The organism is Emcibacter nanhaiensis (genome assembly GCF_006385175.1).
GTDB classification, from domain to species: Bacteria; Pseudomonadota; Alphaproteobacteria; order Sphingomonadales; family Emcibacteraceae; genus Emcibacter; species Emcibacter nanhaiensis.
The window spans coordinates 134,045-150,022 of the sequence record NZ_VFIY01000005.1 but is presented as its reverse complement, the minus strand read 5'-3'; the positions used below and the strand labels follow the sequence as shown (position 1 = coordinate 150,022).

General features: G+C 58.7%; 19 protein-coding genes. 10 read left to right on the top strand and 9 right to left on the bottom strand.

The window, feature by feature from the left end; translation table 11 throughout:
- Nucleotides 1-29: 29 nt before the first annotated feature.
- From dnaN to mutM, 7 genes are all read right to left on the bottom strand, one after another.
- On the bottom strand, nt 30-1,151 hold the full coding sequence (gene dnaN, locus FIV46_RS04650) for a DNA polymerase III subunit beta (RefSeq protein WP_139938887.1): 1,122 nt from the start codon (nt 1,149-1,151) through the stop codon (nt 30-32).
- Nucleotides 1,152-1,439: 288 nt separating this feature from the next.
- A complete protein-coding gene (gene dnaA, locus FIV46_RS04645) occupies nt 1,440-2,915 on the bottom strand; it encodes a chromosomal replication initiator protein DnaA (RefSeq protein WP_139938886.1) in 1,476 nt (491 codons plus the stop codon).
- Nucleotides 2,916-2,924: 9 nt separating this feature from the next.
- On the bottom strand, nt 2,925-3,344 hold the full coding sequence (locus tag FIV46_RS04640) for a rhodanese-like domain-containing protein (protein WP_139938885.1): 420 nt from the start codon (nt 3,342-3,344) through the stop codon (nt 2,925-2,927).
- Between the two features lie 485 nt (nt 3,345-3,829).
- Nucleotides 3,830-4,096, bottom strand: coding sequence for a 30S ribosomal protein S20 (rpsT, locus tag FIV46_RS04635; protein WP_139938884.1), 267 nt, complete (start codon nt 4,094-4,096; stop codon nt 3,830-3,832).
- Nucleotides 4,097-4,387: 291 nt separating this feature from the next.
- On the bottom strand, nt 4,388-5,164 hold the full coding sequence (locus FIV46_RS04630) for an enoyl-CoA hydratase (protein ID WP_139938883.1): 777 nt from the start codon (nt 5,162-5,164) through the stop codon (nt 4,388-4,390).
- 64 nt (nt 5,165-5,228) lie between these two features.
- Complete coding sequence (locus FIV46_RS04625) at nt 5,229-5,660, bottom strand: hypothetical protein (RefSeq protein WP_139938882.1); 432 nt, start codon at nt 5,658-5,660, stop codon at nt 5,229-5,231.
- A 2-nt stretch (nt 5,661-5,662) separates the two neighbouring features.
- Complete coding sequence (gene mutM, locus FIV46_RS04620) at nt 5,663-6,502, bottom strand: bifunctional DNA-formamidopyrimidine glycosylase/DNA-(apurinic or apyrimidinic site) lyase (RefSeq protein ID WP_139938881.1); 840 nt, start codon at nt 6,500-6,502, stop codon at nt 5,663-5,665.
- Nucleotides 6,503-6,576: 74 nt separating this feature from the next.
- Between mutM and ubiE the strand changes: the two genes are divergently transcribed.
- The 9 genes from ubiE (at nt 6,577) to FIV46_RS04575 (ending at nt 13,692) form a co-directional block, all read left to right on the top strand.
- Nucleotides 6,577-7,377 carry a bifunctional demethylmenaquinone methyltransferase/2-methoxy-6-polyprenyl-1,4-benzoquinol methylase UbiE gene (gene ubiE, locus FIV46_RS04615; RefSeq protein ID WP_219845883.1) on the top strand — a complete coding sequence of 267 codons (801 nt, stop codon included), beginning with the start codon at nt 6,577-6,579 and terminating at the stop codon, nt 7,375-7,377.
- A 1-nt stretch (nt 7,378) separates the two neighbouring features.
- A complete protein-coding gene (gene ubiB, locus FIV46_RS04610; protein WP_139938879.1) occupies nt 7,379-8,920 on the top strand; it encodes a 2-polyprenylphenol 6-hydroxylase in 1,542 nt (513 codons plus the stop codon).
- A gap of 98 nt (nt 8,921-9,018) precedes the next feature.
- Nucleotides 9,019-10,239, top strand: a complete 1,221-nt coding sequence (gene coaBC / locus FIV46_RS04605) for a bifunctional phosphopantothenoylcysteine decarboxylase/phosphopantothenate--cysteine ligase CoaBC (RefSeq protein WP_139938878.1) — start codon at nt 9,019-9,021, stop codon at nt 10,237-10,239.
- A gap of 18 nt (nt 10,240-10,257) precedes the next feature.
- Nucleotides 10,258-10,713, top strand: coding sequence for a dUTP diphosphatase (gene dut, locus FIV46_RS04600; RefSeq protein WP_139938877.1), 456 nt, complete (start codon nt 10,258-10,260; stop codon nt 10,711-10,713).
- A gap of 15 nt (nt 10,714-10,728) precedes the next feature.
- Nucleotides 10,729-11,184 carry an RrF2 family transcriptional regulator gene (locus FIV46_RS04595; protein ID WP_139938876.1) on the top strand — a complete coding sequence of 152 codons (456 nt, stop codon included), beginning with the start codon at nt 10,729-10,731 and terminating at the stop codon, nt 11,182-11,184.
- A 61-nt stretch (nt 11,185-11,245) separates the two neighbouring features.
- Nucleotides 11,246-12,205: a cysteine synthase A gene (gene cysK / locus FIV46_RS04590; protein WP_139938875.1), complete on the top strand. Its 960-nt coding sequence runs from the start codon at nt 11,246-11,248 to the stop codon at nt 12,203-12,205.
- Nucleotides 12,206-12,207: 2 nt separating this feature from the next.
- Nucleotides 12,208-12,474 carry a hypothetical protein gene (locus FIV46_RS04585; RefSeq protein WP_139938874.1) on the top strand — a complete coding sequence of 89 codons (267 nt, stop codon included), beginning with the start codon at nt 12,208-12,210 and terminating at the stop codon, nt 12,472-12,474.
- Nucleotides 12,461-13,213 (top strand): HesA/MoeB/ThiF family protein, encoded by a 753-nt coding sequence (locus FIV46_RS04580; RefSeq protein ID WP_139938873.1) that lies wholly within the window; start codon nt 12,461-12,463, stop codon nt 13,211-13,213. Before FIV46_RS04585 ends, FIV46_RS04580 begins: the two co-directional genes overlap by 14 nt.
- Before the next feature lie 23 nt (nt 13,214-13,236).
- Entirely contained in the window at nt 13,237-13,692 is a 456-nt protein-coding gene (locus FIV46_RS04575; protein WP_219845880.1) for a hypothetical protein, read from the top strand.
- Here FIV46_RS04575 and FIV46_RS04570 read toward each other — a convergent pair.
- Entirely contained in the window at nt 13,689-14,675 is a 987-nt protein-coding gene (locus FIV46_RS04570; RefSeq protein ID WP_139938872.1) for a 2-hydroxyacid dehydrogenase, read from the bottom strand. The genes FIV46_RS04575 and FIV46_RS04570 overlap by 4 nt on opposite strands.
- 198 nt (nt 14,676-14,873) lie before the next feature.
- Between FIV46_RS04570 and FIV46_RS04565 the strand changes: the two genes are divergently transcribed.
- The gene (locus FIV46_RS04565) at nt 14,874-15,401 is read left to right on the top strand and encodes an SH3 domain-containing protein (RefSeq protein WP_139938871.1); all 528 of its coding nucleotides are present in this window, start codon (nt 14,874-14,876) and stop codon (nt 15,399-15,401) included.
- A gap of 27 nt (nt 15,402-15,428) precedes the next feature.
- Here the strand turns inward: FIV46_RS04565 and irrA are convergent, their stop codons facing one another.
- Nucleotides 15,429-15,851 carry an iron response transcriptional regulator IrrA gene (irrA, locus tag FIV46_RS04560; RefSeq protein WP_139940016.1) on the bottom strand — a complete coding sequence of 141 codons (423 nt, stop codon included), beginning with the start codon at nt 15,849-15,851 and terminating at the stop codon, nt 15,429-15,431.
- Nucleotides 15,852-15,978 lie beyond the last annotated feature (127 nt).

Sequence of the window (15,978 nt, the reverse complement as noted above, 5' to 3'; positions counted from 1 at the left end):
CAGACAAAATTTTCTCGCGGCGGCCCAAGTTATACCCGCATGGGCATCAGGACATACAGCGCCCCTTCATCTGTCATATCCCGCAGCACCGTCGGCGCCGTGGAATCCGCCAGCAGGACTTCCGCCATATCGCCGTTGATCTGGGCGAGGATATCCAGCAGATAACGGGAGTTGAAGCCGATTTCCATGTCTTCGGAACTGTAGCTGCAGCCCAGCTCCTCGGTCGCGGTGCCATGCTCCGGGCTGTTCACGGACAGCTGCAGTTTTCCCTCGCCAATGGACAGTTTCACGGAACGGGTCTTGTCGGTGGAAATGGTGGACACCCTGTCCACGGCCTCGGCAAACTGCTTGGCGTCAATTTCCATGACCCGGTCGTTGCCTTCCGGAATCACGCGGGTGTAGTCCGGGAAGGTGCCGTCGATCAGCTTGGAAGTCAGCACGATATCGGCAAAGGAGAAACGGATCTTGGTTTCGGACAGGGCCACATCCACATCGCCCTCATATTCGTCGATCAGCTTGCGCAGCTCGCCCACCGCCTTGCGGGGCACGATGATGCCGGGCATGTTGACCGCGCCGTCGGGCTGCTCCATATCGAAGCGGGCCAGGCGGTGACCGTCCGTGGCCACGCCGCGCAGCACCGGCGATCCTTCGTCATCATCGGTGGCATGGATATAGATGCCGTTCAGGTAATAACGGGTTTCTTCGGTGGAGACCGCGAAACGGGTTTTGTCGATCAGTCGCTTCAGGTCAATGCTGGCGAGCCGGAAGTTGATCGGCAGGTCGCCTTCATTCATGACCGGGAAATCCTCCCGCGGCAGGCAGGACAGGGTGAAACGCGACCGGCCGGCGCTGATGGACAGGCGCTGGGTGTCGATATCGTAATAAAGCTCTACCTGACTGCCTTCCGGCAGCTTGCGCACGATGTCATAAAGCGTATGCGCCGGCGCCGTGATACCGCCCGGCTCTGACGTTTCCCCGGGCACGGTCTCGGAAATGGCAAGGTCAAGGTCCGTCGCGGCCAGGTTCAGATGACCCTGCTCCCCTTCCAATAGAACGTTGGACAGGATCGGAATGGTATTCCGGCGCTCAACAACACTCTGGATATGGCCAAGGGATTTCAGTAAGGCACCGCGTTCGATATTCAGCTTCATTTTTTAATCGCGCTTCTCATTTTATATATAAAACAAACCATTGAAAGTGCGGCCGGATTCTCCCCTTCTGCGATCGAAACCGGACCGGTTTTCAGCCTGTTTGCCTCCTTCGCAAAACGCGGCATTCTTCCCTGTCCGTCAGGCCACTCTTTTCCTGTCTCAGACTAGCATACAGCCCGCCCCGGTCAAAGGCATTTTTGCAAGGATTTTCGCCGAGTCGCTGAACGAAAACCGGCGCTTCACAGGGAGCGCCGGAAAACAGGGAAAAACGGGTCAGAAACACCTCCGTCAGGTGCTGAAAATCCGCTCCAGATGGAGGATATCCTCTTCCAGCACGCTGTCGGTCTGGCGCAGCTCGTCAATCCGCTTCACCGCATGCATGACGGTGGTGTGGTCCCGGCCGCCGAACTTCCGGCCGATCTCGGGCAGGGACTTTGAGGTCATCTCCTTGGCCAGGTACATGGCGATCTGCCGCGGCCGCGCCACCTGGCGCGCCCGGCGCGAGGACAGCAGGTCCGACAAGCGGATGTTGAAATAGTCGGCTACCCGGCGCTGGATTTCATCAATGGTCACCCGGCGGTCATTGGCCCTGAGCAGGTCCTGCAGCACCTCCTGGGTCATTTCCATGGTGATGGGCCGGCCGATCAGGGTGGCATGGGCCACCATCCGGTTCAGCGCCCCCTCCAGTTCGCGGACGTTGGAGGTGATCCTTTTCGCCAGGAACTCCAGCACCTCGGTCTGGATCTCCACCTCGGGCACGCTGTTGGCCTTCTGCTGCAGGATGCCGAGCCGCAGTTCATAGTCGGTGGGATGGATGTCCGCCACCAGGCCCCAGCCGAGGCGGGAGCGGATACGCTCCTCGATCCCTTCCAGGTCAGTCGGCGAGCGGTCGGCGGAAATCACCACCTGGTGATGATGGTCGATCAGCGCGTTGAAGGTATGGAAGAACTCTTCCTGGGTGGATTCCTTGTTGGCGATGAACTGGAGGTCGTCGATCATCAGCAGGTCCACGGAGCGGAACTTCTGCTTGAAGGACATGGTGTCCTTGAAACGGATCGAACTGATGAACTGATACATGAATTGTTCCGCCGACAGATACAGCACCCGGCGTTCCGGGAACATCTGCTTGTTGGCCCAGGCGATGGCGTGCATCAGGTGGGTTTTACCCAGGCCCACACCGCCGTGCAGGAACAGCGGGTTGAAATGGACTGCGGTATTTTCCGCCACCCGGCGGGCCGCCGCATAGGCCAGTTCGTTGGACTTGCCGACCACAAAGCTGTCAAAGGTGAAGCGGGGGTCAAGGGGGGCGCCGAATTCAGTGCCGGAATTATTCTGCACCACCCGGGTTTCGCCGGAAGCCTTCGGCTTGCGGCCGGCAGCGGTCTGTTTCCGTTCACTGGCGGACGGGCGGGCTTCATCCTGTTCATCATTGTCCAGCAGGGTCCCCTGCGGTTCTGCGGACTTGAAGCCGGACAGGACAATAATGCTGATGTCGGTGACGTCAGGGTTTTCCTTGCTCCAGGCCTGGCGGATTCGTTCGGCATAGTTGGACTGCAGCCAGTTGCGCATAAAACGGGTCGGGGCGGCCATCACGGCACAGCCTTCGTCCACATTGACCAGCGCCAGAGGCTTGAACCAGCTGTTAAAAACGCCTTCTTCGCATTCCGTTTTCAGTCTTTCCAGAACCCGGGACCACTGGAGTTCCATATCACTTCCCACACCCTCAAAACCGACGTCCGGTTTTAACCCCTTGTTATTGTGCATTTCTTCCCCTTACTGCTGAATCCATGGAAGCCCTGCCGCTTTCCATCCGTTCATCCTGCCCCGATGTTGATTATTATCCTTGTCCCCCTCGAATCCCCCGGCAATATTGTAGGTGGCCTGGTATCCTTCGGCCGCCGCCTTTTCCGCCGCCGCCCGCGAGCGCACCCCGGACCGGCACAGGAAATAGACAGGGGCGGTTTTCTCGATTCCCTGTTCCTGCATCATGGCGACAAAATCATGATTGACCTGCATTGACGGATAGACCTGCCAGCTGATCAGCACAGGCTGCTTGCCCAGGGCATTCAGGTCGCTGATGCCGACGAAATTCCACTCCGCATCCGTTCTTACATCCACAAGAACAGCATCCGGACTGGTCTTCAGTGCTTCCCAGGTTTCCTCCACAGAAACGTCGCCGGCAAATCCCGTCATTCTTCCCTTACCCACCTGTGTCCGGCCTCAGGACCGGATAGCTAAACAATCAAAAAATCCCTGCCGCGCAAAATGTGCGGTTTATCACTAAAAATCCAGAAAATACCCCCGGTCTGAGGGGGTATGACTTGCACAACGGCGGTATTTTTTAAGGGCCTGGCGGCACCATTAATTATGACCGGTCCGTCACACGATTTCCCTCTTGAAGGGGGAAAGACAAGCCTACATTTCAGAGCCCGTGGCGGTCAACTGATTCGATGGTCGCAAGTGCAAATAAATTCTCTCTATATGGCTTGACTTGGGGGGTACCCACAAGATGTTGTGGTTGTCACGAAATCCGGGGTCTGGCAAAAAAGAACACCTGAAATTATCTGTCGCCACCCCGGGAGCTTTCCCACAAAAAAAGCCGCACCATCAAAGGTGCAGCTTTTAAAAGCCGTTTTCGAGCCATTTTTCAGCCGGCCAGCCGGCGACTCGGAAATGCCTCAGGCAGAGATCGCTTTGACGCGTTTTGCCAGACGGGAAACTTTGCGGGACGCTGTTTTCTTGTGCAGGACGCCTTTGGTCACACCACGCATCAGTTCCGGCTGAGCCTGGCGCAGGGCCTCGCGGGCCTCTTCCGCATTGCCGGCTTCCAGGGCCAGTTCGACTTTTTTCACAAAAGTGCGAATCCGGCTGCGGCGGGATTTGTTAACATCAGCTTTTCTTGCGTTACGACGTACTCGCTTCTTGGCCTGTAAAGTATTTGCCATCAGGTAAACCTATCTTTCTCTAGGGCTGCGTTCTACATCTTGCTGTGCCCGGGGTCTTATTTTCCCGGCAGCCGGAGAATCGCCAGCCTCAAAACCTTTTGATTAATTTTCAAGTCGTGGCTTATAAACATGCCCGTGGGCAAGGTCAACAAGCTTTTCACCCTTCCGGGGTAATTTTAACCAGATTCTCCACAAAAAACAGCACACCGGGCGATTAAGCAGCAAAAAAGGCGGCCAGGCCGCCTTTTCCTTGTCAGAATTCGCTACTGTTCGCCGTTATTTATGCTTGAACTATTTATGCTTGAATTCAGGCGTGCGTTTTTCGGCAAAGGCGGACATGCCTTCCTTCTGGTCCTCTGTGGCAAACAGGGAATGGAAAATCCGCCGCTCGAACATCACGCCTTCCGCCAGGGTGGTTTCATAGGCCTTGTTGACGCATTCCTTGGCGATCATCACGGACGGCATGGACAGCTCGGCGATCTTGCCCGCTGTCGCCAGGGCCTCCTCCACCAGCTGGTCGGTGGGCACAATGCGGCTGACCAGGCCGGACCGTTCGGCTTCTTCCGCATCCATCATGCGGCCGGTCAGGACCATCTCCATGGCCTTGGACTTGCCGACGAAACGGGTCAGGCGCTGGGTGCCGCCGGCGCCGGGAATCACGCCCAGCTTGATTTCCGGCTGGCCGAATTTGGCATTCTCCGCCGCCAGGATAAAGTCGCACATCATGGCCAGTTCACAGCCGCCGCCCAGGGCATAGCCGGCCACGGCGGCAATGATCGGTTTGCGGCAGCGGGTGGCTTCTTCCCAGTTGGCGGTGATGAAATCTTCCTTGAACACGTCCATATAGCCTTTGGATTGCATTTCCTTGATGTCGGCGCCGGCGGCAAAGGCTTTCTCGCTGCCGGTAATGACGATAGCGCGAATCTCGTCATCCGCCTCGAAGGCGCGCAGGGCTTTGGTCATCTCGTCCATCAGTTTGCCGTTCAGGGCGTTCAGGGCCTCGGGCCGGTTCAGGGTAATGAGACCAACTGGCTCTTTCCGGTCTACCAGAATCATTTCATAGGACATGCTTTTTCTCCTTTTTTGTCAGGCGGCACAGGCGTCACCGCCACTCAAGCCCCTGGGGAATTTGTTACTCAGGAGTAACTGAATAGCGAATTACCGTCTGGCGATCAAATGAAATTGTGATGACCAGGGATTCGTCGTCCCGCACCGCCACCAGGCAATATTGGGCGGTTTCCTCGCATTGCTCCTCGGGCACCGGTTGTTCCGAAACATCCCAGCCCAGGGACGGCACAACGACCCGGTAATAGTCATAGGCCGCCTGGGCGCTCACCGGTCCCGTCGCCATGGCCTTGATGATCCGGCCACCCGGGCTGTCAAAGACAACCCGCTCTTCCTCCACCTCGCTTGTCCCGGGAAACAGCGGCAGGTCGAGGTCTTCCATGAAATTCTCTTCCTGGGCCATAGCCGGCACGACAAAACCCGGCAAAGCCAGCGCCAGGCTGGCCAGGAATAGCATGATCAGAGATATTTTCCGGGGTGTAATCATCGGGCCCAGCATAGCTAACCCTGGCAGACAGGACAATAGAATGTGGAGCGGCCGCCCTGGACAATACGCTTGATCGTCCCGGTACAACCCTTTTTCGGACAGGGCTCGCCCTCCCGGCCGTAAACGGCGAAATTATGCTGGAAATACCCCAGTTCGCCGTCCACCCGCGCATAATCCTTGAGGGTGGATCCCCCGGCGGCGATGGCCCGCTGCAACACATCCCGGATCGCCGGTACCAGCCTCGCCGCCCGCTTTCCCGCCACTGACGCGGCCTGGCGCTTCGGCGAGATACCGGCATAAAACAATGCCTCACAGACATAGATATTGCCGAGTCCCGCGACAATCCGCTGGTCCAGCAGGGCCGCTTTTACAGATGTTTTCTTGCCGCGGAATTTTTCCGACAGATATTCTTCGTTGAATTCATTGCCCAGCGGTTCCGGCCCCATGCCGACAAACAGCTTGTGGCTGGACAGCTCCTGCTCGGGGCAGAGGTCCATCAGGCCGAAGCGGCGCGGATCATTAAAGACAACCAGGTCGTGGCGGTCGGTCTCGAAAATCACATGGTCGTGCTTGCCCGGCGTGAACTCCTTCATTTCCGCTGCCGGTATCAGGGTCATGCGCCCCGACATGCCGAGATGAATGATCAGCACCTCTCCCGAGGACAGGGAGGCGAGGATATATTTGGCGCGCCGGCTGATGCGCTCCACCGTCTGTCCTTCCAGGCGTTCGACGAACCGGTCGGGAAAGGGAAACCTCAGGTCGGCCCGGCGCTGCTCTACCCGGACCAGCGTTCGGCCTTCCAGCACCGGGGCGATTCCCCGGCATACGGTTTCCACTTCTGGTAATTCAGGCATTCGCCCTCCTGATTCTTCCTTATCCTGCAACAATATGCTGGAACAGACCCCGCGAGTGGGCTATGTTCCGAGCCATGAGCGAGAAGAATACAGAAGAGCCGATAAAAGACCAGAGCGAAACCACCCATTTCGGTTTCCGCACCGTAGAGCGGGAAAGCAAGCAGGGCCTGGTGCGCAATGTGTTTGACAATGTGGCCCGCAAATATGACCTGATGAATGATGTCATGAGCGCCGGCATGCATCGGCTGTGGAAGGACGAGATGATCCGGGTGCTGCGCCCGCAGCCGGGCATGAAGCTGATTGATGTGGCCGGCGGCACCGGCGATATTGCCTTTCGCTTCCTGGAAGCCGCCCGCAAGTTCCCCGGCAACGTGGAGAATCCGGCGGACGTCACCGTCTGTGACATCAATGACAATATGCTGACCGTCGGTCGCGACCGGGCAATTGACCGGGGCATCCTCGACCATATCGACTGGGTGTGCGGCAATGCCGAAACCCTGCCCCTGCCGGACCAGTGCATGGACGCCTATACCATCGCCTTCGGCATCCGCAACGTCACCAATATCGACCAGGCGCTCCGCGAAGCTTACCGGGTGCTGAAACCGGGCGGCCATTTCCTGTGCCTGGAATTCAGCCAGGTCGACCTGCCGGTGCTGGAAAAACTCTATGACGTCTACAGCTTCGAACTGATTCCCCGCTTCGGCCAGTGGATCACCGGCGACAAGGACAGCTACCAGTATCTGGTGGAAAGCATCCGCCGCTTCCCGTCCCAGGAAAAATTCAAAAGCATGATCGCAGAAGCCGGGTTCCGGCAGGTCACCTACCGCAACATGACCGGCGGCGTGGTTGCGCTTCATTCGGGATGGCGGATCTGACATGTTCCGCAGCCTCCGTCATATCGGCCGCCTGGTCCGGGTGGGCTATACCCTGGCTCAATATGATGCGCTGACGGACCTGTTGAACCTGTTCGGGGAAAAACCCGGCGCCCTCGACCAGCTCAAAACCATCAAGCGAATCCGTCCTCCCAAAGCGGACGAAGAACCCAATACCGGCCTGGTGCTGGCGCTGCAAAGCCTTGGCCCCACCTTTATTAAATTCGGCCAGGCCCTGGCCACCCGGCCGGACCTGATCGGCGCCGAGGTGGCGCTGGACCTGATGCGTCTGCAGGACAGGGTCGCGCCCTTCCCGGGGGAGGAAGCGCAAAAAATCATTGCCCGCGAACTGGGCGGAGATATCTCTGAGTTTTATTCCGATTTCGAAGTGGAACCGGTCGCGGCCGCCTCCATGGCCCAGGTGCACCGGGCCACCACCACCGACGGCCGCAAGGTCGCCGTCAAGGTGCTGCGCCCGGGAATCGAGCAGGCCTTTGCCCGCGACCTGGAAAGTTTCGAATGGCTGGCCCGGCTGGTCGAGCGTTTTTCCCGCAAGTCACGCCGCCTCAGGCCGACCAAGGTGATCGAGACCATTTCCGAAACCATTTCCGTGGAAATGGATTTTCGCTATGAAGCGGCCGCCTCGTCCCAGCTCAGGGAGAATATGGCCTACAACAGTGACTATGACGTGCCGAAAGTGGACTGGGACCGCACCGGCCGGCAGGTGCTGACCACCGAATGGGTGGAAGGCATCGCCTTTTCCGACAAGGCCGCCCTTGAAGCCTCCGGGATCGATCGCCGCCGCCTGGCCGAAAACCTGGTCCAGACCTTCCTGGCCCAGGCCCTGGACGACGGCTTCTTCCACGCCGATCTGCACCAGGGCAACCTGTTCGCCCGGGAAGGAAGTAAAATCACCGCCATCGATTTCGGAATCATGGGACGGCTGGATCGCAAGACCCGGCGGGCCCTGGCTGAGATTCTGCTGGGTTTCCTCAACCAGGATTATGATCGCATCGCCCAGGCCCATTTCGATATCGGCTATGTGCCGCCGGACCAGTCGCTGGACAAGTTCAAGCAGGCGCTGCGGGCGATCGGCGATCCGGTGATCGGCAAACCGGTCAATGAAATCTCGATCGGCAAGCTGCTGGCCCAGCTGTTTGAAACCACCGAGACCTTCAACATGCAGACCCAGCCGCAGCTCCTGCTGCTGCAGAAAACCATGGTGACGGCGGAAGGTGTCGCGCTCGACCTTTATCCCGGCATCAATATGTGGGAAACTTCACGCCCGATCATCGAAAGATGGATGCGCAACAACCTGGGGCCCCAGGCACAGATTCGCGAAGTGGCGGAAACCATCCTCGCGGCGGCGCGAAAAGTGCCCAAGCTGGTGGAAGACCTGGAACAGATCGCCGATGCCGCCCGGCATATGCAGCAACTGACCAGCGGTCGCCAAAACGGCAGCCGTTACAAACCCTTCCTGCTTGGCTTTGCCGGCGCCCTTACCGCCGGAGTGGCGGGTTATGTCCTGTACATATTGTTTAATTAACATTTATTTTGCGGTAAAATATTGATTTTCCACAAAGGCAGACCTAGATTGTCTCGGGTGTAAAATTTTTGCTGATTTATCTGCAATGAAGTTCGTTAATGACTGATATCCTGACTAACAAGCGACTGCTGCTGATCATCGGCGGCGGGATCGCCGCCTACAAGGTGCTGGAGCTGATCCGGCGCCTGAAAGAACGCGGTGTGCGGATCCGGCCGGTCCTGACCAAAGGCGGGGCGCAGTTTGTCACCCCGCTGTCGGTCAGCGCCCTGGCGGAAGAAAAAGTCTACCAGAACCTCTTCTCCCTGACCGACGAAGCGGAAATGGGCCATATCCGCCTGTCCCGGGAAACCGATCTGGTACTGGTGGCGCCGGCCACCGCCGACCTGATGGCGAAAATGGCCGCCGGCATTGCCGACGACCTGGCCACCACCGCGCTGCTGGCCACCGACAAACCGGTACTGATCGCCCCCAGCATGAACACCAAAATGTGGGAGCATCCGGCGACCCAGCGCAACCTCAAGCAATTGCAGGAGGACGGAATCAAGGTAATTGCCCCCGGGGCCGGGGACCTGGCGTGCGGCGAAGTGGGCGCCGGACGGCTGGCCGAGGTGCCGGATATGGTCCGCGCCGTTGAGGAATTTTTCGAAAGCCGCCGGGCGGGGAGCGCGCTCAGCGGCAAGCATGTCATTGTCACCGCCGGTCCGACCCACGAGCCCATTGATCCGGTCCGCTATATCGCCAACCGCTCCAGCGGCAAGCAGGGCTATGCCCTTGCCGCCGCCCTGGCCGGGCTCGGCGCCCGTGTCACCCTGGTGTCCGGACCGACCGCGCTGGACTGCCCCGACGGGGTGGAACGGATTGACGTGGAATCGGCCCGCGACATGCTGGCCGCTGTGGAAGGCGCCCTGCCGGCGGACGCAGCCGTCTGTGTCGCCGCCGTGGCCGACTGGCGTAGCGAGGGTGTTGCCGGTCAGAAAATCAAGAAACAGAAAGACGGGCTGCCGGACCTGCATCTGGTGGAAAATCCGGATATCCTGAAAACCCTTTCTGCGCTCAAAGAGAGCCGGCCCGACCTGGTCGTTGGTTTCGCCGCGGAAACGGAAAATGTCACCGAACATGCCCGCGCCAAACGGGAACGCAAGGACTGCGACTGGATTGTCGCCAACGATGTGTCCTTCGGTGAGGGCGGCAGCGTCATGGGCGGCGATCGCAATGCCGTCACCCTGATCACCGCGGAGGGCGAGGTTTCCTGGCCGGAAGCGGACAAGGAACAGATCGCCGCCCAGCTGGCGGCGGAAATAGAAAAACACTTCAGATAACAGGCCGAGGGGAAGATAATGTCAAATGTAGGTATACAGATTCTTGAACACGGACAGGGCTTGAAACTGCCGGAATATGAAACTTCACACAGCGCCGGCATGGACCTGATGGCCGCTGTCGCTGAAGGCGAGCAAGTAGTGCTCAAGCCCGGGGAGCGCAAGCTGATCCCGACCGGCTTCGCCATGGCCCTGCCCGGTAATTTTGAGGCCCAGGTGCGGCCCCGCTCCGGCCTGGCCTGGAAAAACGGCGTCACTGTCCTCAACACGCCCGGGACAATCGACGCAGATTATCGCGGCGAGGTCAAAGTCATCCTGATCAATCATGGCGACGAGGATTTCACCATCACCCGCGGCATGCGTATTGCCCAGATGGTTATTGCCCCGGTCACCCAGATCAGCTGGGACCAGCGCGACAGCCTGGACGAGACCGCCCGCGGCAGCGGTGGCTTCGGGTCCACCGGCACGGGCACCTGAGGCAGGGAGAAAACCATGTTCCGACTGACCAAAAAAATGATCTATGCCCTGGAAGCCGTTGCCGATATTGCCTACAACGGCCGGGTCAATCCGGTCCAGAGCCGGGATATCACCAAGCGACAGGGTATTCCCCAACGCTATCTGGAACAGGTCATGCAGCAGCTGGTCCGCACCGGCATCCTCAAGGGTGTGCGCGGGCCCAAAGGCGGCTATTTCCTGGCCAAGGAGCGGCGGCGCATCACCGTGGGAGAAATCGTCCGGGTCATCAATGAACTGGACAGCAAAAACATCAAGACCGAATTCGTTTCCCAGTCCGATCTCGGCACCAAGGTGATCAACCCGCTGCTGGACGAACTGAACCAGGAAATTATGGATAAACTGGATAATATCACGTTGCAGGATCTTTGTGAGCGGGCCAAACTCAAAGGAGTCGAGTCTGACTCCGACAAGGAATTCGTTTTCACAATCTAGCAACAGACCGAATAGATACTGAAAGCCGTACAGACTAATAGACATTCATCAGGAGGCTAAAATGACCGTAACTGAAACAGGCACCAAAGGTCGGGGGCAAATTTACGACAATATTATCGAGACCCTGGGCAACACGCCGCTGGTGCGCATGAATAAAATGAATGCGGGGACCGGTGTTGAAATCCTCCTCAAGCTGGAATTTTTCAACCCGCTGGCTTCGGTCAAGGACCGTATCGGCGCCTCCATGATTGCCGAACTGGAAAAACAGGGGAAAATCAACGAAAATACCAGAATCATCGAGCCGACCTCCGGCAACACCGGGATCGCGCTGGCCTTTGTCTGCGCCGCCAAGGGCTATAACCTGACCCTGGTGATGCCGGAAAGCATGTCCATCGAACGTCGCAAGATGCTGTCCCTGCTGGGTGCCAACCTGGAACTGACGCCGGCGGAAAAGGGCATGAAAGGCGCTATCTCCCGGGCCGCGGAAATGGTTCAGGAAGATCCAAACGCCATCATGCCGCAGCAGTTTGCCAATCCGGCCAACCCGGCCATCCATGACATCACCACGGCCGAGGAAATCTGGAACGACACCGACGGCAAGGTGGATGTGATCGTCAGCGGCGTCGGCACCGGCGGGACACTGACCGGTATCGCCCGCACCCTGAAAGCCCGCAAGGAAGACCTGAAAGTTGTTGCGGTCGAGCCGGAAGACAGTCCGATCCTGTCCGGCGGCCAGCCCGGCCCGCACAAGATCCAGGGCATCGGCGCCGGTTTTGTACCGCCGATCCTGGCCACCGAATATATTGACGAAGTGCTGACCATCGGCAATGAAACCGCCTTTGAATTCGCCCGCCGCTGCGCCCGGGAAGAAGGCATTCCGGTCGGCATTTCCTCCGGCGCCGTCCTTGCCGCTGCCCTGGAGCTGGCAGAACGGGAAGACATGAAAGGCAAACAGATCGTGGTCATCATTCCGTCCTTTGCGGAACGTTACCTGACCACCGCCCTGTTCGAAGGAGTCTAGATGTGAGCAAGGCCGACGAAGCGGTCGCCATCCTGCGCGTCAGCGGCAGTGAATGCACATTGCCGCTGAGCGAGGTGACCATTGACCGCTTCCTGGCCGAAGCCCGGGCTGTCGGCCTGGAGGAATTCTCTGTCTATTGCAACGGCGAAGAAGTTCACGGCCCCGCCGACCTGCTCGCCATCGAAAATGCCATCTATGTCATCGCGCCCCCTGATGAAGAGCTGCCTGACGAGGACGAAGACGAAGAACCCCCACATGATTCTGACTGACGACCAGCTGGAGCGCTATGCCCGCCATCTCATCCTCAAGGAAGTGGGCGGCGCGGGACAGCAGAAACTGCTGTCCTCCCGCGTGCTGGTCATCGGCGCCGGCGGGCTGGGCAGCCCGCTGATCATGTATCTTGCCGCTGCCGGGGTCGGCACCCTTGGCGTTGTTGATGATGACGTCGTCGACCTCAGCAACCTGCAGCGCCAGATCATTCATATGACCGACAAGCTGGAGACGCCAAAGACCGCCAGCACCGCGGACCTGGTGGCCCGGCTCAATCCGGACGTGCAGGTGATCCAGCACCCGCTGCGCCTGGCAGCCGACAATGCCGAGCCGCTGATCGCCGGATACGACCTGGTGGTGGACGGCACCGACAATTTTTCCACCCGCTTCCTGGTCAACGATATCTGCCTCAAACAGAAAAAACCGCTCGTTTCCGGCGCGCTCAGCCAGTTCGACGGCCAGCTCGCGACTTTTAAGGGCTACGAAGCAGACAAGCCCTGCTACCGCTGCCTGGTGCCGGAAGACCCGGGCAATATCGGCAATTGCGCCGAACAGGGCATCCTCGGCGCCGTGGCCGGCGTGGTCGGCACCCTGATGGCGGTGGAGGTGCTCAAGGAACTTCTGGAGCTGGGCGACAGCCTGGCCGGCAAGCTGGTGATTTATGACGCGCTGGGCACGGGCATGCGGAAAATAAAACTGCCCAAGGATCCCGGCTGCCCCTATTGCAGCAAGCCATAACCAACCATGAACGGGGGAGGATCATGACAGACAGACAGACCTTTGCCAGCCGGGAAGAGATTGACTCACTGACCGACCGCCTCTGTGCGGAATGCCTGCCCAGGGCGGAATGGACCCACGAGGGACACCTCGCGGCGGGCTACTGCCTGCTCAACCGCCATGGCTTGGAAAAATGCCTCATCGACATGCCCGGCATTATTCGCCGCCACAATACATCGGTCGGCACGCCCAATTCAGACAGCGACGGCTACCATGAAACCATCACCCTGTTTTACCTGAAGGCCATCAGCCATTTTATCGAGCAGCCGGCACCGGACACCGACTATGTCGACAACCTCAACCGGTTGATCCTCGGCCCCTATGGCGACAAGGATTTCCCGCTTCGCTATTACAGTGAAGAGCTGCTGTTTTCGGTACCGGCAAGATATGGCTGGGTCGAGCCCGACCTCGGTCCGCTGGAGTTTCCGGGCCTCGGCTAGGACCAGTCTTCCAGCACCCGGTCCGGCGGATTGTGGCCGTCGGCAAAGGTCTTGATATTGATCAGCACCTTTTCCCCCATGTCATTGCGGCCTTCCCGGGTCGCGGACCCCATATGCGGCAGGGCCACCACATTGGGCAGCTCCAGCAGCTTGGGATTGACGGCCGGTTCGTTCTCGAACACATCAAGGCCGGCGCCGCCCAGCTGTTCCGCCTTCAGCATGCGGATCAGGGCGTTCTCATCAATCACCTCGCCGCGCGAGGTGTTGATGATATAGGCATGTTTCTGCAGCAGCTTGAGCCGGCGCGCGGACAGCAGGTGGAAGGTGGCCGGCGTATGCGGGCAGTTGACGGAAATGATATCCATCCGGGCCAGCATCTGGTCCAGGCTTTCCCAATACGTCGCTTCCAGCTCCTCCTCCACATCCTGGGAAACGCGGTGGCGGTTATGGTAATGAATGGACAGGCCGAAGGCCTTGGCCCGGCGGGCCACGGCGGCACCGATCCGGCCCATGCCGATAATTCCCAGACGCTTGCCCCAGATCCGGGTGCCGAGCATGCCGGTGGGCGCCCAGCCCTTCCAGTCGCCGGACTGCAGCAGCTCCACCCCTTCAATCAGGCGGCGCGGCACAGCCAGCAGCAGGGCCATGGTCATGTCGGCGGTGTCCTCGGTCAATACCCCAGGGGTATTGGTCACGGTGATACCGCGCTGGCGGGCGCTGGCCAGGTCGATATGGTCCACCCCGGCGCCGTAGTTGGCGATCAGTTTCAGGTCCGGTCCCGCCTGGGCCAGGATCCGGGCATCGATCCGGTCGGTCACCGTCGGCACCAGCACGTCCGCTTCCTTGACCGCCTCGATCATTTCCGTGGTGGAAAAGGCATGATCATCCAGATTGAGCTTTACATCGAAAAGCTCCATCATCCGCGTTTCGATGGGGTCCGGCAATTTTCGCGTGACAATAACCAATGGCTTTCTGGAAGACATCCGGCGGCTCCGTTTTCTCATTTTCCTGTATATCGGAGAGGGGTGTGACACAAATCCTCTTAAGATCAATCTCTAGCAGAAGTTTCTCCTACTTTCAAATGTCTAGAGCAAAGAAATCTACTCACCAGTAAACATTCTTGTCCCTTGACGAACGCCTCCCGCAGCGACATAAATCTAGGAGAGGGAGAAAGGACCGATATGACCGCCCGAAGAAAGTATGGTTTCCGGAAGCTGCTGGCACTTTTGCTCTGCGCATTGGTGATCGTTTGCCCTGCCACCGCCCCGGCCAAGGAGAAGGTGGTGATCGGCAAATCGGGCTATCCGGTGCCGCGGTTTGTGTCCCTGGCCAAGGATACGGTGAATGTGCGTACCGGGCCGGACCGGCAATATCCCATCAAATGGATTTTCAAGCGAAGAGGCCTGCCGGTCAAGGTGGTTGCCGAGTATGGCGAATGGCGCAAGTTTATTGATTCCGAAGGGGCGACCGGCTGGATCTGGGGGTCACTGGTGTCAAGTCGCCGGACGGTCCTCATCCTCGACCAGAACCTGGCGCTTTACGAAAAACCCGACCGGGAGTCAGATGTCACCGTGGTGGCCGAAGGCGGCGTCATCGGCGAACTTCTGGAATGTGAAAGCGGGTGGTGCAGGCTTGATATCCAGGGATTCAAGGGATGGACCCGGCAAGACAGCCTGTGGGGCACCCTGGAAGGGGAGGAACTGGACTGACCCGGTCGGGCCAGTCCCCATTCATCTTTACTGTTCGGCGTCCTTCACATGAAGGACAACCGCGACCCGTGAATATTCCTTGCCTGCCGGAGCCTTGGGCAGACTGGCGATTTCTACGGCCTCGAGCGGCACATCTTCAAGACGACCGTCTTCTTCATGGAAAAAGTGATAATGATCCGACGTGTTGGTATCGAAATAAGTACGGCCGGAATCAACCACCACTTCCCGCAGCAGGCCAACATCCGTGAACTGATGCAGGGTGTTATACACCGTGGCAAGCGAAACACTTGCGCTCAGAATGCCGGCTTCTTCATAGAGCATTTCCGCCGTCACATGGCGGTCATGACCGTCAAACAGAAGTTTGGCCAGCGCCAGGCGCTGACGCGTGGGACGCAGACCGGCATCACGCAGTTTATTCAGCGCGTGTGCATATGGTCTTTCCCTGTTAATCTTGGACACCTCTACTTCTCCTGATACTTAACATTGCCCCGTGGGCTGTTATCCGCCCTTTTATATACGTTCCAAATTACCAGAAAATAGTAAATATTGGAAATTTTTTACCTGCGGGTAACCGATT